29 protein-coding genes and 5 tRNA genes are annotated in these 25602 nt (G+C 42.1%); 20 read left to right on the top strand and 14 right to left on the bottom strand.

Going from position 1 to position 25602, the window contains the following annotated elements:
• Positions 1–45: 45 nt before the first annotated feature.
• The 4 genes from HMPREF1139_RS02410 to sodB form a co-directional block, all read right to left on the bottom strand.
• On the bottom strand, positions 46–393 hold the full coding sequence (locus HMPREF1139_RS02410; protein WP_009649776.1) for a hydrogenase 4 subunit B: 348 nt from the start codon (positions 391–393) through the stop codon (positions 46–48).
• 68 nt (positions 394–461) lie between these two features.
• Complete coding sequence (locus HMPREF1139_RS02405) at positions 462–1040, bottom strand: aminotransferase class IV family protein (protein ID WP_009649887.1); 579 nt, start codon at positions 1038–1040, stop codon at positions 462–464.
• Positions 1006–1932 carry an aminodeoxychorismate synthase component I gene (locus HMPREF1139_RS02400; protein WP_009649645.1) on the bottom strand — a complete coding sequence of 309 codons (927 nt, stop codon included), beginning with the start codon at positions 1930–1932 and terminating at the stop codon, positions 1006–1008. Before HMPREF1139_RS02400 ends, HMPREF1139_RS02405 begins: the two co-directional genes overlap by 35 nt.
• Positions 1933–2122: 190 nt before the next feature.
• The gene (sodB, locus tag HMPREF1139_RS02395; RefSeq protein ID WP_009649602.1) at positions 2123–2773 is read right to left on the bottom strand and encodes a superoxide dismutase [Fe]; all 651 of its coding nucleotides are present in this window, start codon (positions 2771–2773) and stop codon (positions 2123–2125) included.
• Between the two features lie 220 nt (positions 2774–2993).
• Here sodB and HMPREF1139_RS02390 point away from each other — a divergent pair, with 220 nt between their 5' ends.
• Genes HMPREF1139_RS02390 through HMPREF1139_RS02380 form a run of 3 tightly spaced genes read left to right on the top strand, consistent with a single transcriptional unit; the run spans position 2994 to position 5831 of the window.
• Complete coding sequence (locus tag HMPREF1139_RS02390) at positions 2994–3986, top strand: DctP family TRAP transporter solute-binding subunit (protein WP_009649668.1); 993 nt, start codon at positions 2994–2996, stop codon at positions 3984–3986.
• A gap of 9 nt (positions 3987–3995) precedes the next feature.
• The gene (locus HMPREF1139_RS02385) at positions 3996–4538 is read left to right on the top strand and encodes a TRAP transporter small permease (RefSeq protein WP_009649820.1); all 543 of its coding nucleotides are present in this window, start codon (positions 3996–3998) and stop codon (positions 4536–4538) included.
• A gap of 9 nt (positions 4539–4547) precedes the next feature.
• Positions 4548–5831 (top strand): TRAP transporter large permease, encoded by a 1284-nt coding sequence (locus HMPREF1139_RS02380; protein WP_009649453.1) that lies wholly within the window; start codon positions 4548–4550, stop codon positions 5829–5831.
• A gap of 137 nt (positions 5832–5968) precedes the next feature.
• Here the strand turns inward: HMPREF1139_RS02380 and HMPREF1139_RS02375 are convergent, their stop codons facing one another.
• From HMPREF1139_RS02375 to HMPREF1139_RS02355, 5 genes are read right to left on the bottom strand one after another with little or no spacing between them, the layout of a single operon-like run.
• Complete coding sequence (locus HMPREF1139_RS02375) at positions 5969–7045, bottom strand: GGDEF domain-containing protein (RefSeq protein WP_009649554.1); 1077 nt, start codon at positions 7043–7045, stop codon at positions 5969–5971.
• The gene (locus HMPREF1139_RS02370; RefSeq protein WP_009649697.1) at positions 7014–8129 is read right to left on the bottom strand and encodes a GGDEF domain-containing protein; all 1116 of its coding nucleotides are present in this window, start codon (positions 8127–8129) and stop codon (positions 7014–7016) included. The genes HMPREF1139_RS02375 and HMPREF1139_RS02370 overlap by 32 nt, the downstream gene beginning before the upstream one ends.
• Positions 8126–8275, bottom strand: coding sequence for a hypothetical protein (locus tag HMPREF1139_RS11645; protein ID WP_009649853.1), 150 nt, complete (start codon positions 8273–8275; stop codon positions 8126–8128). Before HMPREF1139_RS11645 ends, HMPREF1139_RS02370 begins: the two co-directional genes overlap by 4 nt.
• Positions 8272–10173, bottom strand: coding sequence for a mechanosensitive ion channel domain-containing protein (locus HMPREF1139_RS02360; RefSeq protein WP_009649580.1), 1902 nt, complete (start codon positions 10171–10173; stop codon positions 8272–8274). The genes HMPREF1139_RS11645 and HMPREF1139_RS02360 overlap by 4 nt, the downstream gene beginning before the upstream one ends.
• Positions 10166–10807 carry a carbonic anhydrase gene (locus HMPREF1139_RS02355; RefSeq protein WP_009649723.1) on the bottom strand — a complete coding sequence of 214 codons (642 nt, stop codon included), beginning with the start codon at positions 10805–10807 and terminating at the stop codon, positions 10166–10168. Before HMPREF1139_RS02355 ends, HMPREF1139_RS02360 begins: the two co-directional genes overlap by 8 nt.
• A gap of 230 nt (positions 10808–11037) precedes the next feature.
• Here HMPREF1139_RS02355 and HMPREF1139_RS02350 point away from each other — a divergent pair, with 230 nt between their 5' ends.
• From HMPREF1139_RS02350 to HMPREF1139_RS11820, 16 genes are all read left to right on the top strand, one after another.
• Positions 11038–11748, top strand: a complete 711-nt coding sequence (locus HMPREF1139_RS02350; protein ID WP_009649874.1) for a Bax inhibitor-1/YccA family protein — start codon at positions 11038–11040, stop codon at positions 11746–11748.
• Complete coding sequence (locus tag HMPREF1139_RS02345) at positions 11741–12124, top strand: hypothetical protein (protein ID WP_009649798.1); 384 nt, start codon at positions 11741–11743, stop codon at positions 12122–12124. The genes HMPREF1139_RS02350 and HMPREF1139_RS02345 overlap by 8 nt, the downstream gene beginning before the upstream one ends.
• 66 nt (positions 12125–12190) lie before the next feature.
• Positions 12191–12535 carry a preprotein translocase subunit SecG gene (secG, locus tag HMPREF1139_RS02340; protein ID WP_034965951.1) on the top strand — a complete coding sequence of 115 codons (345 nt, stop codon included), beginning with the start codon at positions 12191–12193 and terminating at the stop codon, positions 12533–12535.
• Complete coding sequence (locus tag HMPREF1139_RS02335; protein ID WP_009649744.1) at positions 12535–13497, top strand: polysaccharide deacetylase family protein; 963 nt, start codon at positions 12535–12537, stop codon at positions 13495–13497. Before secG ends, HMPREF1139_RS02335 begins: the two co-directional genes overlap by 1 nt.
• A complete protein-coding gene (frr, locus tag HMPREF1139_RS02330; RefSeq protein ID WP_009649626.1) occupies positions 13487–14044 on the top strand; it encodes a ribosome recycling factor in 558 nt (185 codons plus the stop codon). Before HMPREF1139_RS02335 ends, frr begins: the two co-directional genes overlap by 11 nt.
• 100 nt (positions 14045–14144) lie before the next feature.
• The gene (locus HMPREF1139_RS02325; protein WP_009649534.1) at positions 14145–15788 is read left to right on the top strand and encodes a DUF4153 domain-containing protein; all 1644 of its coding nucleotides are present in this window, start codon (positions 14145–14147) and stop codon (positions 15786–15788) included.
• A 47-nt stretch (positions 15789–15835) separates the two neighbouring features.
• Positions 15836–16444 carry an orotate phosphoribosyltransferase gene (gene pyrE, locus HMPREF1139_RS02320; RefSeq protein WP_009649708.1) on the top strand — a complete coding sequence of 203 codons (609 nt, stop codon included), beginning with the start codon at positions 15836–15838 and terminating at the stop codon, positions 16442–16444.
• The gene (locus tag HMPREF1139_RS02315) at positions 16444–16863 is read left to right on the top strand and encodes an RDD family protein (protein ID WP_009649795.1); all 420 of its coding nucleotides are present in this window, start codon (positions 16444–16446) and stop codon (positions 16861–16863) included. The genes pyrE and HMPREF1139_RS02315 overlap by 1 nt, the downstream gene beginning before the upstream one ends.
• Positions 16864–16990: 127 nt before the next feature.
• Positions 16991–19642 carry a molybdopterin-dependent oxidoreductase gene (locus tag HMPREF1139_RS02310; protein WP_009649654.1) on the top strand — a complete coding sequence of 884 codons (2652 nt, stop codon included), beginning with the start codon at positions 16991–16993 and terminating at the stop codon, positions 19640–19642.
• A gap of 10 nt (positions 19643–19652) precedes the next feature.
• On the top strand, positions 19653–20225 hold the full coding sequence (locus tag HMPREF1139_RS02305; RefSeq protein ID WP_009649512.1) for a 4Fe-4S dicluster domain-containing protein: 573 nt from the start codon (positions 19653–19655) through the stop codon (positions 20223–20225).
• A 1-nt stretch (position 20226) separates the two neighbouring features.
• Positions 20227–21072, top strand: a complete 846-nt coding sequence (locus HMPREF1139_RS02300) for a dimethyl sulfoxide reductase anchor subunit family protein (protein ID WP_009649895.1) — start codon at positions 20227–20229, stop codon at positions 21070–21072.
• Positions 21069–21719 (top strand): TorD/DmsD family molecular chaperone, encoded by a 651-nt coding sequence (locus tag HMPREF1139_RS02295; protein ID WP_009649542.1) that lies wholly within the window; start codon positions 21069–21071, stop codon positions 21717–21719. Before HMPREF1139_RS02300 ends, HMPREF1139_RS02295 begins: the two co-directional genes overlap by 4 nt.
• A 2-nt stretch (positions 21720–21721) precedes the next feature.
• Positions 21722–22729 (top strand): 4Fe-4S binding protein, encoded by a 1008-nt coding sequence (locus tag HMPREF1139_RS02290; protein ID WP_009649478.1) that lies wholly within the window; start codon positions 21722–21724, stop codon positions 22727–22729.
• Between the two features lie 8 nt (positions 22730–22737).
• The gene (locus HMPREF1139_RS02285) at positions 22738–23511 is read left to right on the top strand and encodes a helix-turn-helix domain-containing protein (RefSeq protein WP_009649527.1); all 774 of its coding nucleotides are present in this window, start codon (positions 22738–22740) and stop codon (positions 23509–23511) included.
• 3 nt (positions 23512–23514) lie between these two features.
• Positions 23515–24162, top strand: coding sequence for a radical SAM protein (locus tag HMPREF1139_RS11825; RefSeq protein ID WP_009649434.1), 648 nt, complete (start codon positions 23515–23517; stop codon positions 24160–24162).
• Positions 24101–24769 carry a hypothetical protein gene (locus HMPREF1139_RS11820; protein ID WP_232209588.1) on the top strand — a complete coding sequence of 223 codons (669 nt, stop codon included), beginning with the start codon at positions 24101–24103 and terminating at the stop codon, positions 24767–24769. Before HMPREF1139_RS11825 ends, HMPREF1139_RS11820 begins: the two co-directional genes overlap by 62 nt.
• Before the next feature lie 12 nt (positions 24770–24781).
• On the opposite strand, the gene HMPREF1139_RS02275 is transcribed toward HMPREF1139_RS11820, so the two are convergent.
• The 5 genes from HMPREF1139_RS02275 to HMPREF1139_RS02260 all read right to left on the bottom strand — a co-directional run bounded on the left by HMPREF1139_RS02275 (position 24782) and on the right by HMPREF1139_RS02260 (position 25342).
• Positions 24782–24871: transfer RNA gene (locus HMPREF1139_RS02275), tRNA-Ser, on the bottom strand.
• A 49-nt stretch (positions 24872–24920) separates the two neighbouring features.
• On the bottom strand, positions 24921–25076 hold the full coding sequence (locus HMPREF1139_RS11640; protein ID WP_009649693.1) for a hypothetical protein: 156 nt from the start codon (positions 25074–25076) through the stop codon (positions 24921–24923).
• 17 nt (positions 25077–25093) lie between these two features.
• Positions 25094–25167, bottom strand: a tRNA-Cys gene (locus HMPREF1139_RS02270).
• A 7-nt stretch (positions 25168–25174) separates the two neighbouring features.
• Positions 25175–25261 (bottom strand) — tRNA-Leu (locus tag HMPREF1139_RS02265).
• 6 nt (positions 25262–25267) lie between these two features.
• Positions 25268–25342, bottom strand: a tRNA-Gly gene (locus HMPREF1139_RS02260).
• Between the two features lie 104 nt (positions 25343–25446).
• Between HMPREF1139_RS02260 and HMPREF1139_RS02255 the strand changes: the two genes are divergently transcribed.
• A tRNA-Ala gene (locus HMPREF1139_RS02255) sits at positions 25447–25522 on the top strand.
• Positions 25523–25602 lie beyond the last annotated feature (80 nt).

Here is a 25602-nt window from a genome sequence, read left to right as displayed (position 1 = left end):
AATTTGGGATTTAAAGCATATTTGGCTTAAATCCCATCAGAGCGATTATTTGTCCTCATATACCAAAGACATTTGGCCGTGGCCGAAATTTAGTATCCCCTCGCCCTTTTTGAAATGTATCTCGATGCCCTTGTCGCTAACCATCCTTATGCCGCTAGCCGCAGGAGCGTGCTTCATATCAAATTTATAGCCCATAGAGTCCGTAAAGACGGCTGTTTTAAAAAGATCGCTCGATACGAGCGTGGCTTTATAGTCTTTGTAGTCTCCGGTTCCGTGAAATTCGATCGTTTTTGTCTCTTTAGCCATAGATGGCGCCTGAGTAGCGGTGTTTGAAGTCGCGCAGCCGCTTAAAAACGCGAGTGCGATCAAAGATGAAGCTAGAATTTTTTTCATGTTTATCCTTTGAGAAATTATGGCAGATTTTACTTTTTAAAGGTAAATTTTAAATAAAATTTTACACGCTAGCGCGTAAATTTAAACTCCTTGAGCTCCAAAAAGCCCATCATCGCGTTCATTATGCCAAATCTTTTGGTCTCAAGCAGCCTTTGCACGCTTATGTCTTCTTGTCTCAAAAAGCCCTCCTCAAGCAGCCTAGCCCTCGTAGTGCCCCTTAAAAGCGGGCTTTTAGGCGTTATCCAGCCATCATCAAAGATCGCTAAATTTGCGATGCTAGTATCGGTCACAAGCCCGTTTTTTATCATCACTATCTCGCTAAATGCGCCCTTTGCAGCGTCTATATCGCTTCTATCCAAAAATTTCTTCTCATAGCTAAAGTCCACATCCACAAGCCTAAATTCATAAAATTTCCTCATCTCATAGGCAAAATACTCTACGCTTTTTAAATTCCCGCCTCTATCATATATGGCCTTGGCCCTGACTAGGCCGGCGAGTGGCGAATCGAGGCAGCTTTCAAAGTCAAATTTAAGCGCTTCATCGGCCGAGACTTTCGCCCTTTTTATATGAAATTTTAAATTTTGCGGCTTGAAGTCTAGAATTTTTATCGTTTCAAAAAGTAAATCCGACTTTTTGCAGTAGTTCATCGTATTCCTTTCTGGCGTCGCTACGCGCGGTTATGCCTCCGCCGCTAAAAAATTTAAGCGTTTGACCGAGCTTTTTTACAAATCTTATCATCACGAAGCTTTGCAAAATTTCCCCGTCAAAATAGACGAATACGCCCGTGTAAAAGCCGCGTGGCTCGCGTTCACACTCGTTTATGATCCTGCAGGTCTCATGCTTTGGCGTGCCGCTTATCGATCCGGCGGGTAAAATTTTATCAAAAATATCGCCAAAGCCTAAATCCTCGTGTAGTTTGCCACTGATGTGAGAGCTGGTCTGTAGCAATCCTGCGGCTCGCTCGATAAAGCGAAATTTATGCACTCTAACCTCGCTAGCCACCATGGACAGGTCGTTTCGCATCAGATCCACGACCATCGCCTGCTCGCTGAATTCCTTCTCGTCGTTTAGCAAAATTTCATCGGCATTTGGCAGACTGGCGTCTATCGTACCCTTCATCGGAAAGGTGTGGATGTAGCCGTTTTCGATGCGCACGAAGGGCTCGGGCGAGAAGCAAACGAAGTCACTTTCTTTTAGTACCGCCACCTTCGCGTTTGAGTGCTCAAATATCTCTTGTAAGCCAAGATCCGTCTTTATAACGGTCGAGAAGCAGAGGTTTAAAAGATAGCTATCGCCGTTTTTTTGGTACTCCTGCACGGTGTCAAAGCTCTTTTTATACTCCTCAAAGCCGATCGGGAATTTTTGCAGGTCGTATTTTAAAGGGATGCTATTTTTGGCGTCGAGCTTAAATTTTAAGCCAAATTTCGTAGCCTCATCAGGACTACAAACGATATCAAGGTCCGGTGTATCGTAGCTTAGCAAAGCGATGAATGGCGTTGTTTTGAATGAATTTAGTTTATTTTTCGTAGTTTTTAGCAAAATTTGACCTAAATTTAAGAGGCTTTGTCGTGGTTGCGTCGTTTAAACAAAATCGTTTGAAAATAGTAGTGAAATTTCGCTTAAATTTTGATCTCAGTGATGTTTAGGCAAGGTATCTCGCACGCATGGAGCAAAATTTTAAAAGCCCGCCAAGTTCATTTGACGGGCAAATTTTAGATAAATTTAGCTCTTAATGACAGCCACAGCCAGATGCGCAGCCACATTTGCCGTGAAGCTCGTCGATATAAAATTTAACAGAATTTAAGCCCTCTTTGAGCGCCCACTCGTAGGCTTCGCTCACGAATTTCCAGTTGATATTTTCGTAAAATTTCTCGAGATATTTCGGGCGAGCGTTGAAACTATCGATATAATAAGCATGCTCCCAAACATCGACGACAAGAAGCGGGACCTTACCGTCAGTCACAGGCGTGACGGCGTTTGAAGTCTGAACGATCTGTAGTTTTTTACTTTTAGGATCCAAAACCAGCCAGCACCATCCCGAGCCAAAAAGCGTGGTCGCAGCTTTGATAAATTCCTCTTTAAAATCCGTGAAATTCGCGCTTAGCGCAGCTTTTAGCTCGGTGCTTGGCTCACTTTTTTTAGCTATGCAGTCCCAGTAAAAGTCGTGATTATAGACCTGTGCGGCGTTATTGTAAAGCCCGCCCTCGCTACCTACTAAAAGCTCGTAAAGTCCTGCGTTTTCAAATTTCGTATCCTTTACGAGATTGTTTAGATTATTCACATAAGTCGCATGGTGTTTGCCATAATGATAATTACAGGTCTCCTCGCTAACAACGGCGTTTGACTTCGCGTCAAACGGGAGTTCTCTTAGTTTAAACATTGTTTTCTCCTTTGATTTTGTTTGTGAGCCGCTATTATAATAAAATAACCTGATTAAATTATTAATTGAGTATTTTTATCCTTTAGGGGGCAAAATTTTACATTATGTTTCTTTTTTACACATTATATTATAAAATAATGTAACTAAAAGTAACATTTTATACACGTCATCGATCGTTTCATTTATAATAAGCCTTAAACCAAAACACAAAGGAGACATAATGAAAATTCTAATCTCTACCCTACTTAGCTGCGCTGTAGCAGTATCAGCTTTTGGAGCAGGCAAGACCTACACGGTAAAATTCGCCCACGTGGTCGCGGCTTCCACGCCAAAAGGCAAGGCGGCGGACTTTTTTGCCAAGCGCGTTGATGAGCTTAGCGGCGGTCAGATCAAGGTGCAGGTTTTTCCGTCTGCGCAGCTGATTGACGATGACCGCGTATTTGGTGCGTTAAAGCTTGGCAACGTGCAGATGGCGGCTCCTAGTTTTTCTAAATTTACGCCGATAGTGCCGCAGTTTCAGCTATTTGATCTGCCGTTTATATTCGCTGACAGCGAGCATTTGCACAAAGTCCAAGACGGTGCGGTAGGTGCGGCGCTAAAAGAGCTCGTGACCAAAAAGGGCTTCGTCGCGCTTGATTATTGGGACGCAGGATTTAAGCATTTTAGTTCGAGTAAAAAGCCGATAGTGTTACCAAACGACGCACAAGGGCAAAAATTTAGGATCCAAAGCTCAAAAGTACTTGAAGAGCAGATCAAAGCAGTCGGCGGTAATCCGCAAGTCTTGCCGTTTTCAGAGGTGTATTCCGCGCTTCAACAAGGCGTAGTCGATGCGACTGAAAACCCGCTCTCAAATTTTTACAACTCTAAATTTCACGAAGTGCAAACCTCGCTCACGCTCTCATCGCACGGGTATTTGGGCTATCTGGTCGTCGTGAGCGATAAATTTTGGAGCAAGCTGCCCGATGATTTGAAAAAGGTCTTTACGCAAGCGCTTAGCGAGGCGACCGCGTTTGAGCGCGAAGAGACGGCAAAAGAGGACGCTCACGTCATCGCCGAGCTTGAAAAATACATCGCCAGCGGCAAAAAGCTTGAAATTTTAAAGCTTGATGAGGCGCAAAGGAAGCAGTGGTCGGACGCGATGAGTGGCATCTATCCTAAATTTTACGATGTCATCGGCAAAGAACTCATAGAACAGACGATGAACGCGAAATAAAGGGCAAAAATGCAAAAATTTTTCCAAATTTTAGACGTCGGCATCGCCTCGGTAAATAAAACGATCGCCGTCATCGGGCTAGCCGCCGGCACACTGCTAGCCTTTGCCAACGTCGTTATGCGCTATTGCTTTAACAGCGGATGGTCGTGGGCAGGAGAGGTGACGAACTACCTTTTTATCTGGTCGGCGTTTTTCGCCGCGGCGTATGGCTTTAACAAAGGCATTCACATCAGCGTCACCATCCTCATCGAGAAATTCCCGCCCGCTGTGGCAAAGGCGTGCCTTGTATTTTCGCACGTGCTAACGAGCGTGTTTTTACTTTTCATCGTGGTTTATGGCGTGGAGTACTTGCAAATTTTGCACGAGATGGATCAGATGATGATCGATCTAAATATCCCGCAGTGGGTGCCGATGCTGGTGCTACCGATCGCGTTTTTAGGTGCGAGCTACCGCGCGGGAGAAAAGATCGTGCAGGTGGCTAAAACGCCCGCCGATCGTGTCGTGCTAAACGCCGAGGCTGAGCTCGTGCATGATAGCGTAGTGAAAAACTAAGGAGCGGCGATGACGATAGCATTTTTATTCATTTTGCTATTTGGACTCATGCTCATTGGCGTGCCAGTCGCCGTGTCGCTGGGAACGAGCACGGTTTTAACGATGATATTTTTCACCGATTTGGACGTCGCTGGCATACCTCAGCTCATCTTTGACGGGATCAATAAATTTAGCCTAATGGCGATCCCGATGTTTATTTTGGCGGGAAATTTACTAAGTAAGGGCGGCTCGGCTAGACGTATCATCGACTTTGCAAAGTCCATGGTCGGGCATTTGCCAGGTGGTCTGCCGATGAGCGCGATATTTGCGTGCATCATCTTTGCCGCGGTATCCGGCAGCTCGCCTGCGACGGTCGTGGCGATAGGTTCTATCATGTTTGTCGCCATCAAAGAAGCCGGCTACCCCAAAGAATACGCCGTTGGCGGTATCACGACTGCGGGCTCGCTTGGTATCTTGATCCCGCCCTCAGTCGTCATGATCGTCTATGGCGTCACGGCGGAGGTCAGTATCGGCAAGCTTTTCATGGCGGGCGTCGTGCCGGGGCTCATGCTAGGAGCGATGATGCTAGCGCAAACATACATCGGAGCTAGGCGGCTTGGGTTTAGAGCTACGACGCCAGAGCCAGCGAGCGAGCGGATGAGGAAATTTGGCAAGGCGTTTTGGGCGCTACTCATCGTCGTGGTCGTCATCGGCGGAATTTACGGCGGCATATTTACGCCAACCGAAGCGGCTGCGGCGAGTGCGGTGTATGCGCTATTTATCTCGCTTTTTGTCTATAAAGACATTAAATTTAAAGACCTATGGGACATCTGCCTGGACTCCGCGCTCACGACGGCGATGATATTTTTCATCATCGCAAACGCTGTGGTCTTTGCCTATTTGCTAACGAGCGAGCAGATCCCGCAAGCGATCGCCGACGCGCTACTAGACGCAAATATCGGCAAGATCGGCTTTCTCATCTTTGTAAATATCCTGCTTTTCATCATGGGGCAATTTATGGAGCCTTCAAGCGTCATAATGATCATGGTGCCGTTACTGCTGCCGATCTCGACGCAGCTTGGCATCGATCCGATCCATTTTGGCATCATTTTAGTCGTCAATATGGAGATCGGCATGGTCACGCCGCCTGTGGGGCTAAATTTATTTGTCGCTAGCGGCCTAACGGGAATGAATCTAAAAGATGTCATCGTCGCGTGCATACCTTGGACGCTCACGCTTTTCGTAGGACTCGTGCTGGTCACCTATATCCCAGAAATTTCACTTTGGCTGCCAAATTTGATGTATGGCAAGTGAAATTTAGTAGGTTTCGCGCCTGCTTGCGAGAGGGTATTAAATTTTAGGGGCGAGAGCTCCTAAAATCGCTTTGGGCGCTATATGTGAAGCGACGAAATTTATCGCCAAGGCTAGCGATTTACAAGAGGACGCCTGATTTAATAAACGGAGCTAAATTCCGCGCTCATGACGATATTTTTGCCGCTTCGCTTCCCGTCATACAGCAGCTCATCGGCCTTTTTGATCATCTTTTCGATGTCGAATTTCGAGGCGCCGTCGTGAGTCACGACACCAAAGGTCATCGTCACGTTTATCCTCGTGCCTTCAAATTCCACGATATTTTCGTTTAACAGCTCTTTTACACGGTTTACAACGCTTATAGCGCCAAATTTCTTAGCGTTTCTGATAACGACCAAAAACTCCTCCCCGCCCCAGCGCGCTACATAGTCATCGTTTCTAAAAGTATTTTTAAAAATTTCAGACAGGCTTTTTAAGACCGCGTCTCCAGCGCTGTGTCCGTAGGTATCATTTATCTTTTTAAAATCATCGATATCGCACATCACCACGGCAAAGTCTTTGCCCTCAAAGAGCGCTCCTTGCTGTAAGATATTTTGCATGGAAGCTCTGTTTAAAAGCCCGGTCAACGGATCGTGATTGACCATCGTTTTGACGCGCTCTTTTTGCTCCAAGATATTTAAAAATATAAAGGAATTTGAAATTTCCAAAAGATAAGAGGTCATCACTGCAAACACCGACACCATCGAAAGGTTGAATATAAAAAGGATATCTTTATACTCGCTGTAAACTTTTATATTTTTACCGTCAAGCAGCACATAGCAAGCTACCGAGATCAATATCTGGATCGTGATTATCGCGTAGTTTATGCGCTTGTAGCTAAATGACGCGAAAAACAAAGTGACGGTGGAGACCAAAAACAAAAGCTCAAAGCCGTATCCCCAGCTTAAAACCAGCATGCAAATAAGCGCGTGTAAAAATACTTCGATCTGAAATATGACAAACACGAGTTTGCCGTTCTCATCGCTGTCTAAAAGAAGCTTTAGTGCGAAAAGATATATCACTATGGAAAATATATTCGTAGTGGCTAAAATTTCCTCGTGCATGACGTAAAATATCACGAGGTAAAACGCATGCACGAGTAGGACCATCGCCATTATGATCTTAAGCGCTAAGGATATGGAAATTTTAGTCATCATCGTTTTTTGCGTTCGTTGCATCGTTTAAAATTTCCATTTCTATCCTGTCTTTACCGTTTTGTTTGCCTCTATAAAGCAGCTTATCGACCCTGTTGATAATGTATTCGAAATTTACGCTCGCGGCATTTATGCAAACTAGCATGCCAAAGGTCATACTAACGGCCGTCTTATCGGGCAGCTTCACGTGGTTTATGTTTTTAGTCAGGCGGTTTGTTATCTTGTGAATGAAGTCTATCTTCGTATCTGGCAGGATGATCAAAAACTCCTCCCCGCCCCAGCGACAAACATAGTCGTTTTTCCTAAATGTCGCTAAAAGCGTCTTTGCTATCTCTTTTAAAATTTTATCGCCCCAGTCGTGTCCATAGGTGTCATTTATCATTTTAAAATTATCGATATCGCCCAGCATCACGACTAAATTTGTATTGGCATTTTTATCGCGTAGCATACTAAGCTCGTATTTTAGCGCCTTTTCGATGGTGCGCCTGTTTAAAAGCCCGGTAAGGAAGTCATACTTTGACATCTTTTCAAGCTGCTCTTTTTCCTCATGCACCTGCTGATAGCCGCTAGAAGTGATCACGTCAGCATAGATGGACATCTTTAAGATGGTATAGAACACAAGGGCGATGTTTGTTATGGTTAGCGTCATCTCCGCCCAGTGCGGGATGACCGCGGGCATATCTTTATACGCCAGATAAAGCCATATCAGTATGCCAAGCTCGCACATCGAGACACTATATGTGATAGGCTTTGAGTTAAACGCTAAAAAATAGCTCGCAAATATCGCACCTACCATGACTATCCAGATCCCGCTGTTCCAGCCCATAGCCATCGTGCCTATCACGGTCACTAGGATCAAATTCAGATGAAACATCGACGAGATCAAAATTCTATATTTTATTTTAAATTTCAACATCATCATCACGGCAAGTACGAAAAACAAAAAGCAAATAAGCACGATAGAGGTATTTAAAAACACCAAAAAACATAGTCCGAACAAATTTCCGACCATCATGACGTTTAAGATCATCTTATAGATGTCTTCTATCGCCTTATAGCTACTTTGATCTACAAAATCCTGAGTCAAGATATCCCCGTTAAATTTCAATACGAATCGTAGCTGTCTTCGTCTTCGTCGCTATCGTCGTATTCGTAGTCATTTTCATCGTAGTTGTAATTATACGAATCCTCTTTTTGATCCTCCTCGAAGTCATCGTCGTCGTATTCGAAATCTTCGTCGTCAAAATCGCTCATACCGTCTCCTTTGAAATTTTATCGTTGTTTAAGATGGGCTGCAGCTCGTTTGAGCCTGCATTTTCCACATATAGGCTTTGGCTCGGGAAGGCAAAGCTTAGTCCGTTGTTCTCTACGATATCCATTATCTTAAATATTATATCTTGCTTGACAAGAACGTATTCATCGCCTACTATTGTCTTTGTAAAGCAGTTTATGTTGATGTCTATCGAGCTGTCGTTTAGTTTGTCAAGCCACACCCAAAGCCTGCTTTTATAGCCCGCAAGATCATCTATACTAACGATATTTTGCTTAAACCTGCTCCTACTATCCTTAGCTCTAAAGGCCCCGCCGTTGTCGGACTTTGAAATTTTAGGGTGTTCAAGTAGCATCTGCCTTATCTCGTCTATACATTTTAATATCACAGGCGGCTTAGAGTCATAGGTGAGGCCGATCGTCATTTTTATGTTTCGTCCGACCTTGCGGCGCGACCAGTTTTTTATCGGATCGCTAGTGAGCTTAGAATTTGGCACGAAAATGAGTGCGTTATCGAGGCTCCTGACTGTCGTTTTCCTAAGGCCTATCTCCACGACCGTACCCTCTATATCGCCGCAAACTATCCAGTCTCCCTGCGAGAAAGCGTTGTCAAAGAGTAGCATCACGGAGGCGAAGAAATTTGCGATTATGTCTTTTGCCGCAAACGCTACGGCCAAACCGCCGATACCAAGAGATGCGATGAGTGCGGAAATATCAAAGCCGAGCCTACTTAGCACCATCAAAAGCGCTAAGATGATTATGATGAAATAAACGATCTTTAAGACTAAATTTACAACCTCTTTGCGTCCGCTTTTTTGAGCGATCTTGCCCAGCAAAAGCGTGCCGTATCCATCAAGTATAGCTAAAATCAACCAAGTAAAGCCCGCGATATCGATGATAGAAAATACATTTGCGGTATTTATAGGCATCGGGGCCGGGTAAAATCCTATGCCGATGCAGATATTTAGGGCGTAGATGATGAGCAAGCAGGTGATAGGCTTTTTGATTATGTCTAAAATTTGATCTTTTATATCTTTACTCTCTTGAAGCGAAGTGAGCAAGGACATGAGCCAATACGTGAGCTTTGCCAAAAGTCTGGTAAGGGATACGAAAAAGGCGAACACCACGATGATGATGACGATTTTACCGGTGTTGAATTTAGCTGAATTTAGCGGAACTAGTTTATTGATATACTCTATCGCGTTGGTTAAATTTAGCTCCGAGAGGATGAGGTTTGAGCTCAAAAGCTCGGCGTTGGCCTTTAAATAGGTCAAGATCTCCTCGCTAGTCTCCTTTTGCAGCTCAAGATCCGACAGCGCACTGTCATAGGCGTTCGTATTGTCTCCCAGACTATCTTTTAGCTCTTTGATGCTCACATAAGAATTTGTCTGCAGGTTTAAAAGTCCGGTGTCTATGAGATCTTTTATCGAGCCCGCTTTCGCGCCGTTTTTAAATATATTTTCAAGATTGACAAGAGTCGTGAAATAAGACTCTCCTATCTTCATCTTCTCAAGCTCGATGGCGTTTTTTATGTAAAGATCCTTGTCATCTTGCTTTTCATATCTTGCGACCTTTTTTTCGAGGCTGGCTTTTTGAAGCTTGAATTTATCGATATCCTTTTGCTTGACGTCGATTTGCATTATAGAAAGCGGTATCTTATCAAGCAACCTGCTTTTTTTCTTTTCGAGCGTATCTAAATTCGATGATTTGACCGAGGAGTTCGCGTCCGTTTGCTGCGCTTTTAGAATTTGTATCTGAGCGTTTAGGGTTTGGATCTGTTTTGTGATGTCTACGATGTTCGTGTCGTTTTGATCGGTATTGTTATTATCAGCGCCAAAAGCAAATACCAGGCATAAAAGCAAGGAAAATAAAATTTTACTCATGCTTGTCCTGTCTCACGGCTAGGAGCTTAAACGTCTTGCTCTTTAGATCGTAGCTGAAAATTTCACCCGTCTCGATGATATAATGCCAGCCGTAAATTTCGAGCCTGCCCGCCTCGTGTTCGCTCTTTACGTTAGGATAGGTCAGGATGTTTTCTATGGAGTTTATGACATTTAGCCGCTCGGTCAGCCACGCCATCTTGGCCGGATCGTCGCTGGTAAATTTAAGCACCTCATGCTTTATCGGCTCGATGAGCTTGATCCAGTTTCTAACGTTTGGCGTATTTTTAAATTTGCTCTCATCTTGATACAGCGCCGCACAGCCGCCGCAGTCTGAATGGCCGCATATTATTATATTTTTTATATTTAACACTTCAAGCGCGTACTCTATCGCCGAAGTGGTAGCTAGAAATTCGCTACTGACGCGGTAAGGCGGCACGATATTTGCGATATTTCTGACCATGAAAAGCTCGCCCGGCAGGCAGTTTGTTATTAGATTAGGTACCACCCGCGAGTCCACACACGAGATAAAAAGCGTATGCGGGTCTTGCGCATGTTGCAAACTTTTAAACAGCTCTTCATGCTCCAAAAAGCCGTCTTCCATAAATTTAACCGCACCTTCAAGCAGTGAATCCATACCCTCTCCAAATCTATTTTTTCGTGATTATAGCAACTTTTATTTAATCTGCAGATAGTTTAAAGTAATGATACGGACAATATAATATAAAGGATTAAAATTTAGATTCAAATAGCAAAATCCACAGCGATGCCCATAAGTTGAATTTATGCTCTGCGGTTAAGTCAAATTTTAACTACTATTTACCTATTTTTGGCTAAATTTAGGCAAAAATTTCAAAAGGAGAGAAAATGAGTTTATACGATAGAAACTACGCTAATGAAAACTCAAGGGAAAACGAGCGCGAAGTGGCGTATCCGCAAAGCTCGTTAAGCACTTTTATCAAACAAACGTATCAGCTTTTCGCGGCTTCGCTTTTATCTGCTACCGCAGGTGCTTACGTAGGCATCAGCATAGCAAGCGTTTTTGCGACTAACAGATTGTTGTTTTGGGGTCTTGTCATAGTGGAATTTGCACTGTTATTTGGGCTAATGGCGGCCAAACGTAAAGAGGGGCTAAATTTAATACTCCTATTTGGCTTCACTTTCGTCAGCGGACTTACACTAACTCCGCTACTATCGGCTATCTTATCGATGCCAAGCGGTGCATCCATAGTAGCTCAAGCGTTTGCTCTCACGACAGTCGCGTTTGGCGCCCTAAGCATATTTGCGATGAACAGCAAGCGCGATTTTACGGCGATGGGTAAGATGCTCTTCATCACGCTTATCGTGATCATCGTAGCCGGCATCATAAACATTTTTATGCAAAGCCCTATTTTTCAGATAGTTATCGCCAGCATCGGTGCGATCTTGTTTAGCGCATACATACTTTACGATACGCAAAATATCGTTCGTGGCAACTACGAGACTCCTATCGAGGGTGCAGTCGCCTTGTATCTTGACTTTGTAAATCTTTTCACTTCGTTGCTTCAAATTTTAGGAATTTTTGGCAGAGATGAGTGAAAACGAGCGCATCTACCGCGTTATAGATGCGAATCTAAATAGACTAAAAGAGGGCTTACGCGTCGTCGAGGACATCAAAAGATATGTCTTTGACGACGCCCAGCTCGCCTATAAGATCAAAAATCTCCGCCATAAGGCAAAAATCCCCGCAAATGAATTCATAAAATTTAGAGACGCCGACTCGGATGTGTTAAAAAAAAGCACCAAAACCGAGCAAGATCGTCAAAATTTAGACGACATAATGACCGCAAACATAAAAAGAGCGCAGGAGAGCGCGCGCGTTTTGGAAGAGTGCTTCAAGCTTGTAAATTTAGAGCTCTCCGAGCTTTTTAAGACGATCAGATACGAGCTTTACGAGATAGAAAAGCAGCTTTAACAATAAATTTAAAACTTTTTTTGTATAATCGCAAACAATTATTTAAAAAATTTTAAAGGAATTTCAGTGAGTTTGATTTTTCTGATCTTACAATTCGTCCTGGCAGTAGTCATAACCATATCCGTTTTGCTTCAAAAGAGCTCATCTATCGGACTTGGCGCGTATAGTGGCAGCAACGAAAGCCTCTTTGGCGCAAAGGGCCCGGCCGGATTTTTAGCTAAATTCACCTTTGTCGTGGGCATACTTTTCATACTAAACACCTTGACGCTGGGCTATCTTTATAACAAAGATATGAAGCGCTCTTTGATCGACAGCGTCGATACGAATTCGTTAGTCGCGCCAAAACCTACAGAGCCTAGCGAACCGTCTGTCCCGTCAGTGCCGAGCGCTCCGCAAACTCCAGCCAAATAATGATGTATAAATCGCTGCTGATTTTATTTTGCAGCTTTATTTTCGCATTCGGTGATGCGCATATCTTTGTATATCACCGATTCGACGACCCTAGATACCCCAGCACGAACATATCCACTCAGACTTTACGCGCACAGTTTGATTTTTTAAAAGCGGGCGGGTATGAAGTCGTCAAATTTTCAAAGCTGGTAGAGGCCGTCAATGCAGGTGAAGCTATCCCCGATAGCTGGGTCGTTTTGACGGTCGATGATGGGTATAAGAGCTTTTACGACAATGCTCTTAGCATTTTCAAAGAGTATGACTATCCTTTCACACTGATGGTTTATGTCGAGGCCAGCGCACGAAGATATAAAGACTATATGAATTTCGATCAGATAAAAGAGGCCGAAAAATACGGCGAGATAGGCTACCACTCATACGGCCATCCTCGTATGACGAGACTTGATGACGAGAGTCTTAGGCAGGATTTCGTAAACGGGGTTGAAATTTTTGAAAAGCACATGGGCTATAAGCCAAAGTATTTCGCCGTGCCTTACGGAGAGTATGACAAACGCGTCATAGAGCTCACGAAGGAATTTGGATTTGACGCGCTGTTAAATCAAAATTCAGGCGCCGTTTCAAACAAAAGCGATATTTTCGATCTTTACAGGACGCCCGTTGAGGACGGCACCAAGATAGCTCTAGCGCTAAATAGCAAATTTTTAAAGGCCGAGTGGATATTTCCAAAAGATTACCCGCAAGACAACGCGATAGACGAGATAACGATAAAGACCGATACGAACGCGAGCGAGGGGAAATTTTTCATAACCGGTTTTAAAGGCTTTAAGCCCGTGCCTATGCAAAATGGCGTATTCAGCTACAAATTCGCCCAGCCTATCAATAAAAACAAAATTTTGATGTCGCTAAAAATCGATCATCAAAGGACGACAAAACTCTTAATAAAGGACATAAATGCTAAATGATGTTTATGCGGCCCAAAAGGACGGCTGCGAAAAGGCGATCGCTTCGCTAAAGCGCGATTTCACGACGCTTAGAACGGGCAAGGTAAATATAAGTATCCTAGATCACGTCATGGTCGATTATTACGGCTCGATGACTCCGCTAAATCAAGTAGCCACCGTGCTTGCCAGCGACGCTTCTACGATCAGCATCACACCTTGGGAAAAGAGTATGATAAAGACGATCTCAGGCGCGATCCAAGCGGCAAATATCGGTGTCAATCCAAACAGCGACGGTGAATGCGTGAAGCTGTTTTTCCCTCCGATGACTATCGAGCAACGCCAAGAAAACGCCAAACACGCAAAGGCGATGGGCGAAAAAGCCAAAGTAAGCGTCAGAAATGTCCGCAAAGACGCAAACGACGAGGTCAAAAAGCTTGAAAAAGATAAAGCCATAACTGAGGACGAGAGCAAAAAAGGACAAGACGAGGTTCAAAAGATAACTGACGGCTATGTCGCCAAGATCGATGCTCTCGTAAAAGAAAAAGAGGCCGAACTACTAAAGGTCTAAGCCTAAATTTTAAGCTGCAAAGAGCTTTGCTAAGGCCCTGAAATTCTAGTCAAAGCTCTTATTTCTGATCAAAATTCAGCCGTTTATTCAAAGGGAATTTATGAGCCTCTTTCGCAAAAGCCTCTGCTATCTCAAGCCTACGCTATCATCACATAAGATCGAGCTCATAGCGATCGTTCTTTTCATGCTGCCACTTTCGTTCATCAGCATGAGCACACTAAAGCAAAATAGCGCATTTTGGGTATTTGAGCCGCTCTTTTTAGTCGTCATCTTTCTTTGCAGGCGTCAAAGAGCGCTTTATATCTGCTCGGCCTTGGTGCCTATCATCGGCGCAGCGGCGATAAAATTTATCGACACGGACGGCGAACACTATCTTGACAAACTGGAATTTTGGGCGGCAAATCTCATCGCACTCATCGCCTTGATCAGCGAAAATTTCTCCAAAGAAAATCAAAATTTCGTCCGCAAAGCGCTAAATCGCATCATAAATTTAGCCTTCGCCTTCATCGCTGCACATATATTTTATCTTGCCGTATTCGCCGTGTTTGGCGGACTTGACTATCTATTTGACACGGATCTGTTAAGAGAGGGGATATTTGCCAGACTTTACATGGGCGCAGTCCTAGGCGTCTTGCCGATCTTGTTTTTGGCGTTTGAGACCAGCAAGACGGAGTATGAATTTACTAAATTCCTTGAGCTCATCATAAATTTCATCCTGACACCACTTTTGCTGGTTTATACGATCTTGCTTTACTGCTATATCGCAAATATCGCTATCTTTAGCGGTCTGCCTAGAGGCGGCGTGGCATACATAGTCCTTGCTTATTTGGCTGGCGGCTTTACTTTAAGCACGATAAATTTAGTCCTAGACAAGCAGCCTTGGGCTAAATTCTTTAAAATTTTCGCCATCCTAGCCGTCCCTGCGATAGTGCTTTTATGGGTCGGCATAGAGGCTAGAGTCGGCGAATACGGCCTTACGGTCGATAGAATTTACCTGATCGCTTCGGCGGCTTTTGTGAGCGTCATTTATGTATCCATGCTATTTAAGCCGCTATTTTCATACCGCGCAGTAGCCGTTTTTGCTATCCTGGCGACCTTCGTCACGGGCTTTGTGCTCGATGCAAAAACGATAGCGCTAAATTCGCAAAAGCAAATTTTATTTGCGAAATTCAAGCAGCTAAATTTCTTGGATGCCGACGGCAATATCAGGACCAATATCGACGAGCGGGAGCTGGCGCAGCTAGGCGATGAGCTGACGTCGCGCATCAGAGATATTTTATTTTACATACAAAGCTACGACAGTGACTTTGCAAATAAAAATAAAAAAGCTATCGATACGTTTGACGCCGGCATAGCCACCATGTATGCCGACGAAAACGAATACTTTTCGCTCTCGTTTGCACCGGCAAAGCTAAAAGTCGGCAAAGAAGCACAGGTGTATTTTATAGGACCCGGATTTTATGATAGTAGAGTCGACGGGCCTGTTTTGAAATTTGCCCTGGATAACAACGAAAGCGTAGATATCGATCTTGACGAGCATCTAAAAGACACCTTTAGCAAAAATTATATGAGCACCACGAAACTTTACGACCACGAGCGGCTCGTAAACATAAAATTCGATCTTTTGGTGTTTAAAGAGGAAAATTTAGATGTGATATTTGGAAATATGGAGCTTGAATTTAATCCGCAAAACGGCTACAAGATCATGTCGGTAAGGCCGCTTGGCTATGTGAGGCAAGAGTAGCTTAAGAGCGTGTGTGCTAAGATAGCGCAAAATTTTAAGGAGCGTAAATGGATCTAGAGCGAATTTACCGCGACGCGGGCGCATATTTGAAAGGACATTTTTTACTAACGAGCGGCAACCACTCGCAGTTTTACCTGCAAAGCGCAAAGGTGCTCGAAGATCCGCAGCTAGCAGGGCGTTTAGCAGATGAGCTGGCACGGATCATATCGGCGCACGGCGTGGAATTCGACAGCGTTTGCTCGCCTGCTTTGGGCGGAATTTTAGCCGGCTATGAGCTCGCGCGAGCGGCGAAAAAGAGATTCATATTTACAGAGCGAGTCGATAAAGTGATGACGCTTAGACGTGGATTTGAGGTCAAAAAAGGCGAGCGTTTCATCGTCTGCGAGGACATCATAACCACAGGCGGCTCGGCGCTAGAGGCCGCAAACATAATCAAAGGCCTAGGCGGCGAGGTCGTGGGCTTTGCAGCGCTTGCAAACAGAGGCTTTTGCTCCTTGGCAAATTTAAAAAACGAAGCGAAATCAAACTGTAAACTGCCAAGCGATGTGCCACTCTTTGCTCTGGGAAATTTTGAATTCGAGATCTACGCGCCTGAAAACTGCCCGTTGTGCGCGAGCGGGAGCCAAGCGATAAAGCCCGGCAGTCGCGGAAACTGATGCCAAAGCAAAAGGCGGTTATCGCGCCGGTTTGGTTGCGAGTAAAGGCATTTATCATCGATATGTTCGTCATTTTGATGCCGATTTTGTATTTTACGACCTATGTAGTGCTGGGTAGCAAAGAGAGATTTGCCGCCAGCCAGCTCTCTATCGCCGTTTGCAACGCCGCTTTTGGCCTCATAATGTGCCTGTTTTTTAGCATTGGCGCACAGACTCCGGGCTACAAGGCCCAGCAAATTTATCTCATAAATTTACGAAATGGCCGCAAGATAGGCTTTTTGCACGCTATTTTGCGATATGTCTGTTTTATCCTCGCCGGATTTAGCATCGTGGGGCTACTGCTATGTTTTTTACGAAAAGACAGGCTAAATTTACACGATATCTTGACGCACTCGGCTGCCGTTTGTAAAAAAGAGTGAAATTTATATCGACAAATATTCAAAAACCGTAAAATAAAAATATTCTACTAAATAGCAATTTTCAGATTGATTTTATAAAGCTGTTCCCATATAATTTTCATAAAATTATTTTAGTCGGGAGAAAATCATGTCTGACACATCAAAAACACAAAAATTTGATCGTAGGGCCTTTTTAAAAAGTGCTCTGGCTACAGCCACTGCAGCTTCCGTTCTTGGCGCAGATAGCTCGCTAAGTAAGACCAGTGGTGCAGCGCAACAAACAAAGCAAGACGAAAAAGATACCGAGCACTCATCACAATGGATATCTGCAGCCTGTTGGCATAACTGCGGCGGCAGATGCGTAAACAAGGTCCTAGTCAAAGATGGAGTAGTCATAAGGCAAAAGACAGACGATACTCACGCGGATAGCCCGGACTATCCACAGCAACGTGGCTGTCTAAGAGGCAGAAGTCAAAGAAAGCAAGTCTTTAGCGTCGATAGACTCAAGTATCCTATGAAAAGAAAGCATTATAGCCCTGGCGGCGGAGATAAAAATTTACGCGGTCAGGACGAATGGGAGAGAATTTCGTGGGACGAGGCACTAGACCTGATAGCAAATGAGCTAAAAAGAGTAAAAAAAGAGTATGGCAACCGCTCTATTTTGCTCTCGGCCGGCTGGAACAGCCAAATCGTCGAGATGTCAAGGACATTAGGGCTTTTTGGCGGATATACAGAATACTGGAATACGAATTCCTTTGGCAGCTGGGCGATGACGCCGGGGGTCGTAGGCTTTTTACAACTTGGAGTTTGGGACCAGACTATCAACGATAGATTTGATATGAGAAACTGCGATACGATCATAATGCTTAGCATGAATCCGGCTAGAAGTGCGATGGGAAGTGCTAGTTGGCATTATTTGCAAGCTAAAAAAGCCGGAGCCAAATTTATATGTATAGATCCTATTTATAACGATACCTGCGCCCTTTTAGACGCCAAATGGCTACCCGTTAGGCCATCGACCGATACGGCCTTACTTCTTGGGGTGGCGCACTCTTTGATCACCATGGACGATCCGGTAAATCATCCGCTGATAGATTGGGAATTTTTAAATAGATGCACGATTGGTTTTGACGAAGATCATATGCCTCAGGGCGAAGATGTCAAAAATAATTTTAAAGACTATGTCTTAGGCACCTATGATGGCAAGCCAAAAACGGCCGAATGGGCGTCTGAAATTTGTGGTATCGAGCCAAGCGAGATAAGGCATCTTGCATTGGAGCTTGGCAAAAACAACAAAGTAGCGTTTCTGTGCGGCATGGCTTCGGCAAGAACTAAAAACGCTGACAATCTGCCTCAACTGATAATGACGATAGGCGCTATGACCGGACATATGGGTAAATCAGGTCATATGACAGGAAGCACCATGCACGCTACATCAGGCAATGGCGACCCTGCACTTGTAAAAGCCGGTAACGACGGACTACCCGCGATCGCGAATCCTATAGATGATACGATAAATGCCAATGAGGTATGGAACGCCATAATAGATGGAAAATATAATTTTACCGGAAGCGGTTCTTTCGTCTCTCCTAAACAATACGCTAAAGGACAGATCAGAGATATCGATATCCGTGTCATTTATAGCGCCGCCGGGGCAAATTTACAAACGAGCGACGGGATGAGCAAAGGCATAGAGGCACATAGAAAAGTCGATCTGGTTGTAGCTCACGGGCAGTTTCTCACTACAAATGCCAAATACGCCGATATCGTTTTGCCAGTCATCACCGAATGGGAAAAATTTGGCGGCTTTTTGGGCGGAAATTTAGTCCATAGCGGAAACAGAGAGATGATAATAAACTACTCTCAAATCACGCAACCACTTTTTGAAGCAAAGTCGGATCAATGGATAGCCATAGAGCTAGGCAAAAGACTTGGCATAGACCCTAAAGAAATTTATCCATTTGATGAAAAGCAGCAGTATTTCAATACCCTATCTACCATAGAGGTCATAAAAGATGACGGCAAGACGTATGAGCCGCTAGTTACCATTACGCCTGAAGATATAGCCGAGCTTGGGGTCAAGGGCTCGCCGCAAACAGGCAGAATTTTATATAAGGAATTTAAAGAAAAAGGCGTTTATCAGGTAAAAAGGTTTCAAGGAGATAACTATGGCTATATAGCGTATAAGGATTTTAGAGAAGATCCTGCAGGCAATCCTCTAAATACCCCAAGCGGAAAGTTAGAAATTTGCTCTTCGACACTGGCAAACAAGATCAATCAAATGGGATATAGCAAAATTTCGCCTATACCAACATATATAAATGTAAAAGACGGTTACGTAGACACCTTTGCCGATTGGGACAAAAAGGTAAAAGGAGAATTTAAATATCAGCTCATATCGCCGCACTATCTAAGGCGGTCACACTCGGTGTTTGACAATGTAAAATGGCTGCAAGAGGCATGGAGAAATCCCGTATTTATAAGCTCCAAAGACGCAAAGGAAAACGGTATAAGTGAAAATGACAGTGTTTTGATCACGAGTGCTTACGGCAAGGTTTTAAGAAATGCAGTAGTGACCGAGCGTTTGATGCCAGGAGTCATAGCTTTACCGCATGGTGCATGGGTGGATATAGATGAAAAAACGGGCATTGATATGGGCGGAGCCGACAATATCTTAGCCGGTCAGTATCCAACAGGACAAGGCGTGTCAGGCTTTAACTCGGTCATAGTAAAGATCGAGAAGTATCATAGTAAGCTGATCGATGATATCAATAAGCCTGCAAGAGTTATTTTTAGTTAAGGAGCGATAGATGAAAAGAAGAGCCTTTTATTTTGATATGACAAGCTGTATCGGCTGCAAGACATGCCAGATAGCGTGCAAAGACAAAAACGATCTTGATATAGGAACTTTATTTAGAAAAGTAGTAAGCTTTGAGACCGGAGTCTTTCCAGATGTCAGAATTTATCACTACAGCACATCTTGCAACCACTGCGAAAATCCAAAATGTGTCGAAGGCTGCCCTACAAGAGCTATGCATATAAGCGAGGATCTTAGCGTCCAACATGATGCTTCAAAATGTATAGGATGCAAGTATTGCATTTGGAACTGCCCTTATGGCGTCCCGCAATTTTCCAAAAAAACAGGGCTAGTAAGCAAATGCAATATGTGTCAAGACCTGCTTGATATTGGTCAAGATCCAGCTTGCGTCGATGCTTGTATAATGCGTTGTCTAACGATAGTAGATACCGAAGATACGAATAGAAGCGAAAATTTAACCAAGGACTTGCCTATCTTGCCAAATTCGCAGATAACACATCCAAGCGTTTATATAAAGCCTAAACCACAGGCATTTGATAGCTCGTTTAGCAAGAAGGAGTATTAAGATGCATAGTTTATTTCAAGATTTAGGACTTAGTGTATTTTCAGTATGTTTGCAATCCTCAATAGGCATGATCTTTTTCGTTGCAATCTTTAAATTTAGATACAAAAAGGAATTTACCAAGCCAGCTATGATAGCAGCGATATTAGCCGTGATCGGTGTTTTGAGCTCATTCTTGCACTTGGGAAATCCTATAAACGCGTATTTAACGATGAGCAACCTTTCAAGCTCTTGGCTATCTCGCGAAATTTTCTTTACATCGCTATATACAGGGCTCGTTTGTGCGTATGCGCTTATATTATATACAGGTAAATTCACGGGTATTTTAACGCCGATTTGCGCCTTAAGCTTACTAGCTGGCATATTTAATCTATATGTGATGTCGCAGGCTTATATATCGACAAGCGTTCCTTTCTGGGATAGTGCAAATACTTATTTTGAATACTACCTATCGGCTCTTATGCTTGGAGCGATATTTTTCTATACACTTACATATAAAGAAATGAGTTTAAATTTTTATGTTTTTGGCATAGTGATTTTAGTTTTAGCGGGGATGCTTAGTCTCTCTTACGTCCTACATGGACTTGGCTTGTCGCAAGGCTCACTAGCCGCAAAACAAAGTGCAAGCATACTATTTTCATATTCGAACCTCATACTTTTGATATCGATTTTGGGCGCTATGTCTATATTTTTATTTTTTGCACAAAGTATAAGATCAATATCTGATAAACAGCGCTATATAGCTCTAAATTTACCTCTTGCTGCGACGGTATTTTTATTTATAGCAGCAGTGCTTGCAAAGCTGATATTTTATGTAGCGATGGTGACTACGACAGTAGGGCTTCAATGAACCGTGAAGATATAAAAATTTATATGCTTTGTAGATACTATATCTACAAGGTTTTTTATATAGTTTTTAGCGCACCGCTAAGCGTCAAAAGCGCAAAGGAGCTATTAGATGAAAAGATAAAGCAGTCATTTTTGATTTCAGAGCGAATTTACAATATGAGTGAGCTTTATAAATTTTTGTCAAAGCTCTTAAGTGAAGTAAGCGATGAATTTTTGTCTAGGCTTAGTAGCGAATACACTGCGATGCTCATCGGCCCGCAAAGGCTGCCCGCTCCGCCTTGGGAAAGCGCCTATGAGTCGGAAGAAAAAATACTCTTTGGCAACTCGACTCTTATAGTGAGAAACAAATACGCCAAATACGGCTTACTTCCTACTAAGCACCCACACGAGGCGGACGATCATATAGCATTTGAGTTAAATTTTATGCTATATCTTGCTGGTATCATAAACCAAGACGAGAGATCGTATAAAGATGCTATCAACGATAGTTTGGAATTTCTAGACGAGCACTTGCTTACATGGGTAGGTAAATTTAGCTCAGATTTAGAATATCAGAACGGCTTATACATAAAAAAGGTATCATATTTTTTAACCACATTTTTAAAATATGACAAAACATTTTTGGAGCTAGCAAAAGACGGGAGATAATTTTGGCTAATTTTTTATCGGGAGAAAAAGAAGCTTTTGATCGGTTTCACACCAGCAAAGACGCTAAAGGCTGTCTAAACAGCAAACAAGGCAAAAGTATATGCTTTAACTGCGAACAAATTTGCCCCAAAGGCATAATGAATCATGACGCAAGCAAGCATACTTCGTTTGAAGCCTGTATCGACTGCAATCTTTGCGCTGTCGTCTGTCCGATAAGAGCTATATCTTTTTCATCCGTAAATGCAAAGAAATTTCAAGAAATTTTAAAATCGAAATTTGAGACTATAACCATAGGATGCTATAAAAATGGGTTTAATAAAAATTTAGATCTATACTGCATAGCCTCTTTGCCTTGGGAGATTTTAGCCCATCTTGCGATCAATAAAAAGTTGATCTTTTACTATGATAAATGCAGCTCATGCCTAGAAAAAGGTCTTTTAGAAATATTTGAAAAAAATATAAAAAGAGTGAAAGAATTTTTAGGTAAAGAGCTATATGACAAAAACATCAATCTCTCTTTAAACGAAGTAAAAACTGATATCTCATCAAGAAGGGGACTATTTTCCAGCATTAAAAGATCGGTTCTAAACTATAAAGATAACTACATACATAAAATATCAAGAAAAGATATGTATAAGTGGCTTAAATTTTATGCAAAAGATAAGATATTTGGCTGGAAAACACTAAATATAAACGATAAAAAATGCTGCGGATGTCAAATTTGTGAAAATATCTGCCCATTTGATGCTATAAGTATTACAAAAAGCAACAATACTATAACCTTGTACCACTCCGCCATAAGGTGCAACGAGTGCGGACTATGTAAAACGACCTGTTTGTTTGGGGCTATTGAAGGATTCAAGCCTATACATCTAAAAGGCTCGCTTATGCATTATCATGAAAATAAAATACGACCGAATAAATGTAGCTGTGGAGAATTTATACCGCACGATAGACAAGAGTGCTTTTTATGCGAGAATAAAAGCAAAACCATAAATTTATTTGCCTGAAGATCATTATGAAAACAGATAAAGACCCGCTAAAACAAGATATAGAACGCATAATAAAGCATATATGTGAAAATCATGATAAAAAAGTTAATATAGACGAGCTGGCACAATTAATAAATATGAGCAAATTTTATTTTATAAGGGTTTTTAAAACGTATGTCGGCGTCACGCCTATACAGTTTTTACATCTTATCACTATAAACTACGCAAGAGCAAGCCTTAGAAATTATAAAAATTTGTTAGATACATCCTTTAGTATGGGGCTTTCTAGCTCTTCAAAACTTCACAATATGTTCGTCAATGTTTATGGGGTCACACCGCTTGAGTTTAAAACATACGCAAACAATATCCAAATATCTTATGTGCTGCAAGATTCGACACTAGGTAAAGCACTTTTGGCTCATACCAGTAGAGGGATCTGTTACTTCCGCTTTATAAATAAAGATGCACAGATAGATGAATTTAAAGAGTTTTGGAAAAATGCAAATTTATCGTATGATGAGAGTTTAAAGACAAAATTTAAACATATGTTCGATCCTAATGATTATAAAATTTTAAAGTCAGTCAATGAGCAGATAAATCTTTACATCGCCCTTATATCTTTAGCTACTAACTTGGATAAAAAAGACCGCCTTTATGATAAGAAAATAAAATTTTTACAATCAGCTGTGCCATGCTATGAGTGCATCATACAGACAAATATTTTTAGCGATTATAGGTGGGGGATAATCCCAAAAAAACATAGAGTAGTTTATGAACCCATAAAATTTAGCAAAGACTAGAAAATGAGTACGAATCTACAAAATGCTATCGATAAGTACAAGCAGATAGAAGACGACTTTATAAAAAGCATAGAAGCCAGATACAAGCTCGTTTTCGATAAAAATGGAATTTTCACAAAAGGTTTTTCAAATAAATTTACTAATGAACTTTCATATATAAATTTTCAGTCAAATGCCTGTAAAGCATGTAGAACTGGAGTCGATACTCACAGCGTTTATCTATCTTTAAAATGCAATAAGAACTGCTATTTTTGTTTTAATCCGAACCAAGATGATTTTAAAAAAGATGTAAAACGAAAATTTGCCGCAAAGCAGATAGCAAATAAGATTTTAAAAGATAATCAAAACGTTAAATTTGTAGCTTTGACCGGCGGCGAACCCCTACTATACAAAGATGATACGCTTGAATTTTTTAAAATCATAAATGAGTCAAATACCACTATCCACAAAAGACTATATACAAATGGTACTTTGATAGACACAAAATATCTCAAAAAGCTAAAAGTCAGCGGACTTGACGAGATAAGATTTAGCATAAAACTTGAGGATAGTTTAAACGAGCAAGCAGACATCATAGAAAAGATCGAAGATGCAAAAACACTACATCAAAACTGTTATAGTCGAAATGCCAGTCATTCCAAAAACTCTTGAAAAGATGAAAAATATAATGTTTTATTTAGAACAAATCGGGATCGATGGTATAAATTTGCTCGAATTTTGCTTTCCTTTGACAAATGAAAAAGAGTATATAAAAAGAGGGTTTATGCTCAAATATCCGCCATTTCAAACCTACTATAACTACTGGTACGCTGGTGGCCTTGCTATATCTGGAAGCGAAGAGGAGAGCTTGGAGCTTTTAAAATTTGCAAGTGAAAACAAATTTAAAATGGGTGTATTTTATTGCTCTTTAGCAAATAAGCATCTAGGGCAAATTTATCAACAAAATACACTATATCCCAAAGAAAAATGGCAATACTTCAGCCAAAACGACTACTTTTTAAAAACTGCAAAGGTTTTTGATGAGGATATCTTTAAGGCAACTGAAATTTTAAAGCAAAACGGAATCTTTGAGTATTATCACAATCAAGATTTAGGATTTTTAGAATTTCATCCCAAATATATAAATTTATTTAAAGATAAATATATAGATATCGGACTATCTTCAAACGTAATAGAAGTAAAAAATGATGAAGTATATTTAAGAGAACTCAAGATACAAAAGGTAAAAATAAATGACTTTAATCTAAAAAATATTTAAATAATATGATCGTGGCCGGGAGATAGGGATTCGAACCCCAGGAGGCTTTCACACCTCAACGGTTTTCAAGACCGCCGCTTTCGACCGCTCAGCCATCTCCCGAAAATGAAGTTTTGTGATTATAGCGAACTTTGCTTAAAATTTACTATAACTATTCGGTTTTTTCTTTGACGTAAGTAGCGCCGTCGTTGATCTTTTCTTTAGTCCATTCTTTAGCGTTATGAGTGTCTTCTTTCACTCCATGCCATGTGTTTGAACAACCCATCATAAAAAACATAGCACATACTGCCAAAAGTATCTTTCGCATATCTTTCCTTTCTTAAATGGAGGCGACACCCGGATTCGAACCGGGGATCAAAGCTTTGCAGGCTCATGCCTTACCACTTGGCTATGTCGCCACCGTGATGGTGCCCGAGACCGGACTTGAACCGGTACGGTAAAAACTACCGAGGGATTTTAAGTCCCTTGCGTCTACCATTCCGCCACTCGGGCATCTGATGGAGCGGGAAACGAGATTCGAACTCGCGACCCCAACCTTGGCAAGGTTGTGCTCTACCCCTGAGCTATTCCCGCGTTAAAGATTGCAATGTTAGCCAAAATTTGCTTAAAATTTTATTTCTCTTAATGTTAATTTCAAAATTCTGTAAGGCTTAAAATTGTAAAATAGCAAATCCTTTGGGGTTATAGCTCAGCTGGGAGAGCGCTTGAATGGCATTCAAGAGGTCGGCGGTTCGATCCCGCTTAACTCCACCATCGTTTTTTCACCACTTCCTTGCGCAGATTTATCACTATCTAAAATCTAAAAATCATATCCTAAATTCCATAAATTAAAT

The organism is Campylobacter sp. FOBRC14 (assembly GCF_000287855.1).
Lineage (GTDB): Bacteria > Campylobacterota > Campylobacteria > Campylobacterales > Campylobacteraceae > Campylobacter_A > Campylobacter_A curvus.
The sequence above is the reverse complement of the archived record's forward strand: the minus strand, read 5'-3'. Positions and strand labels throughout refer to the sequence as shown.

Excerpts from the sequence above, each read along its gene's own strand:
- HMPREF1139_RS02380 (WP_009649453.1), top strand. The coding sequence starts at position 4,548 with ATGACGATAGCATTTTTATTCATTTTGCTATTTGGACTCATGCTCATT.
- HMPREF1139_RS02345 (WP_009649798.1), top strand. The coding sequence starts at position 11,741 with ATGAGTGAAAACGAGCGCATCTACCGCGTTATAGATGCGAATCTAAAT.
- HMPREF1139_RS02285 (WP_009649527.1), top strand. The coding sequence starts at position 22,738 with ATGAAAACAGATAAAGACCCGCTAAAACAAGATATAGAACGCATAATA.
- HMPREF1139_RS02310 (WP_009649654.1), top strand. The coding sequence starts at position 16,991 with ATGTCTGACACATCAAAAACACAAAAATTTGATCGTAGGGCCTTTTTA.
- HMPREF1139_RS02385 (WP_009649820.1), top strand. The coding sequence starts at position 3,996 with ATGCAAAAATTTTTCCAAATTTTAGACGTCGGCATCGCCTCGGTAAAT.
- HMPREF1139_RS11645 (WP_009649853.1), bottom strand. The coding sequence starts at position 8,275 with ATGAGCGATTTTGACGACGAAGATTTCGAATACGACGACGATGACTTC.
- HMPREF1139_RS02355 (WP_009649723.1), bottom strand. The coding sequence starts at position 10,807 with ATGGATTCACTGCTTGAAGGTGCGGTTAAATTTATGGAAGACGGCTTT.
- HMPREF1139_RS02300 (WP_009649895.1), top strand. The coding sequence starts at position 20,227 with ATGCATAGTTTATTTCAAGATTTAGGACTTAGTGTATTTTCAGTATGT.
- HMPREF1139_RS02295 (WP_009649542.1), top strand. The coding sequence starts at position 21,069 with ATGAACCGTGAAGATATAAAAATTTATATGCTTTGTAGATACTATATC.
- HMPREF1139_RS11820 (WP_232209588.1), top strand. The coding sequence starts at position 24,101 with ATGCAAAAACACTACATCAAAACTGTTATAGTCGAAATGCCAGTCATT.
- pyrE (WP_009649708.1), top strand. The coding sequence starts at position 15,836 with ATGGATCTAGAGCGAATTTACCGCGACGCGGGCGCATATTTGAAAGGA.
- HMPREF1139_RS02390 (WP_009649668.1), top strand. The coding sequence starts at position 2,994 with ATGAAAATTCTAATCTCTACCCTACTTAGCTGCGCTGTAGCAGTATCA.
- sodB (WP_009649602.1), bottom strand. The coding sequence starts at position 2,773 with ATGTTTAAACTAAGAGAACTCCCGTTTGACGCGAAGTCAAACGCCGTT.
- HMPREF1139_RS02305 (WP_009649512.1), top strand. The coding sequence starts at position 19,653 with ATGAAAAGAAGAGCCTTTTATTTTGATATGACAAGCTGTATCGGCTGC.
- HMPREF1139_RS11640 (WP_009649693.1), bottom strand. The coding sequence starts at position 25,076 with ATGCGAAAGATACTTTTGGCAGTATGTGCTATGTTTTTTATGATGGGT.
- HMPREF1139_RS02410 (WP_009649776.1), bottom strand. The coding sequence starts at position 393 with ATGAAAAAAATTCTAGCTTCATCTTTGATCGCACTCGCGTTTTTAAGC.
- HMPREF1139_RS02375 (WP_009649554.1), bottom strand. The coding sequence starts at position 7,045 with ATGCAACGAACGCAAAAAACGATGATGACTAAAATTTCCATATCCTTA.
- HMPREF1139_RS02335 (WP_009649744.1), top strand. The coding sequence starts at position 12,535 with ATGATGTATAAATCGCTGCTGATTTTATTTTGCAGCTTTATTTTCGCA.
- HMPREF1139_RS11825 (WP_009649434.1), top strand. The coding sequence starts at position 23,515 with ATGAGTACGAATCTACAAAATGCTATCGATAAGTACAAGCAGATAGAA.
- HMPREF1139_RS02315 (WP_009649795.1), top strand. The coding sequence starts at position 16,444 with ATGCCAAAGCAAAAGGCGGTTATCGCGCCGGTTTGGTTGCGAGTAAAG.
- frr (WP_009649626.1), top strand. The coding sequence starts at position 13,487 with ATGCTAAATGATGTTTATGCGGCCCAAAAGGACGGCTGCGAAAAGGCG.
- HMPREF1139_RS02360 (WP_009649580.1), bottom strand. The coding sequence starts at position 10,173 with ATGAGTAAAATTTTATTTTCCTTGCTTTTATGCCTGGTATTTGCTTTT.
- HMPREF1139_RS02350 (WP_009649874.1), top strand. The coding sequence starts at position 11,038 with ATGAGTTTATACGATAGAAACTACGCTAATGAAAACTCAAGGGAAAAC.
- HMPREF1139_RS02405 (WP_009649887.1), bottom strand. The coding sequence starts at position 1,040 with ATGAACTACTGCAAAAAGTCGGATTTACTTTTTGAAACGATAAAAATT.
- HMPREF1139_RS02325 (WP_009649534.1), top strand. The coding sequence starts at position 14,145 with ATGAGCCTCTTTCGCAAAAGCCTCTGCTATCTCAAGCCTACGCTATCA.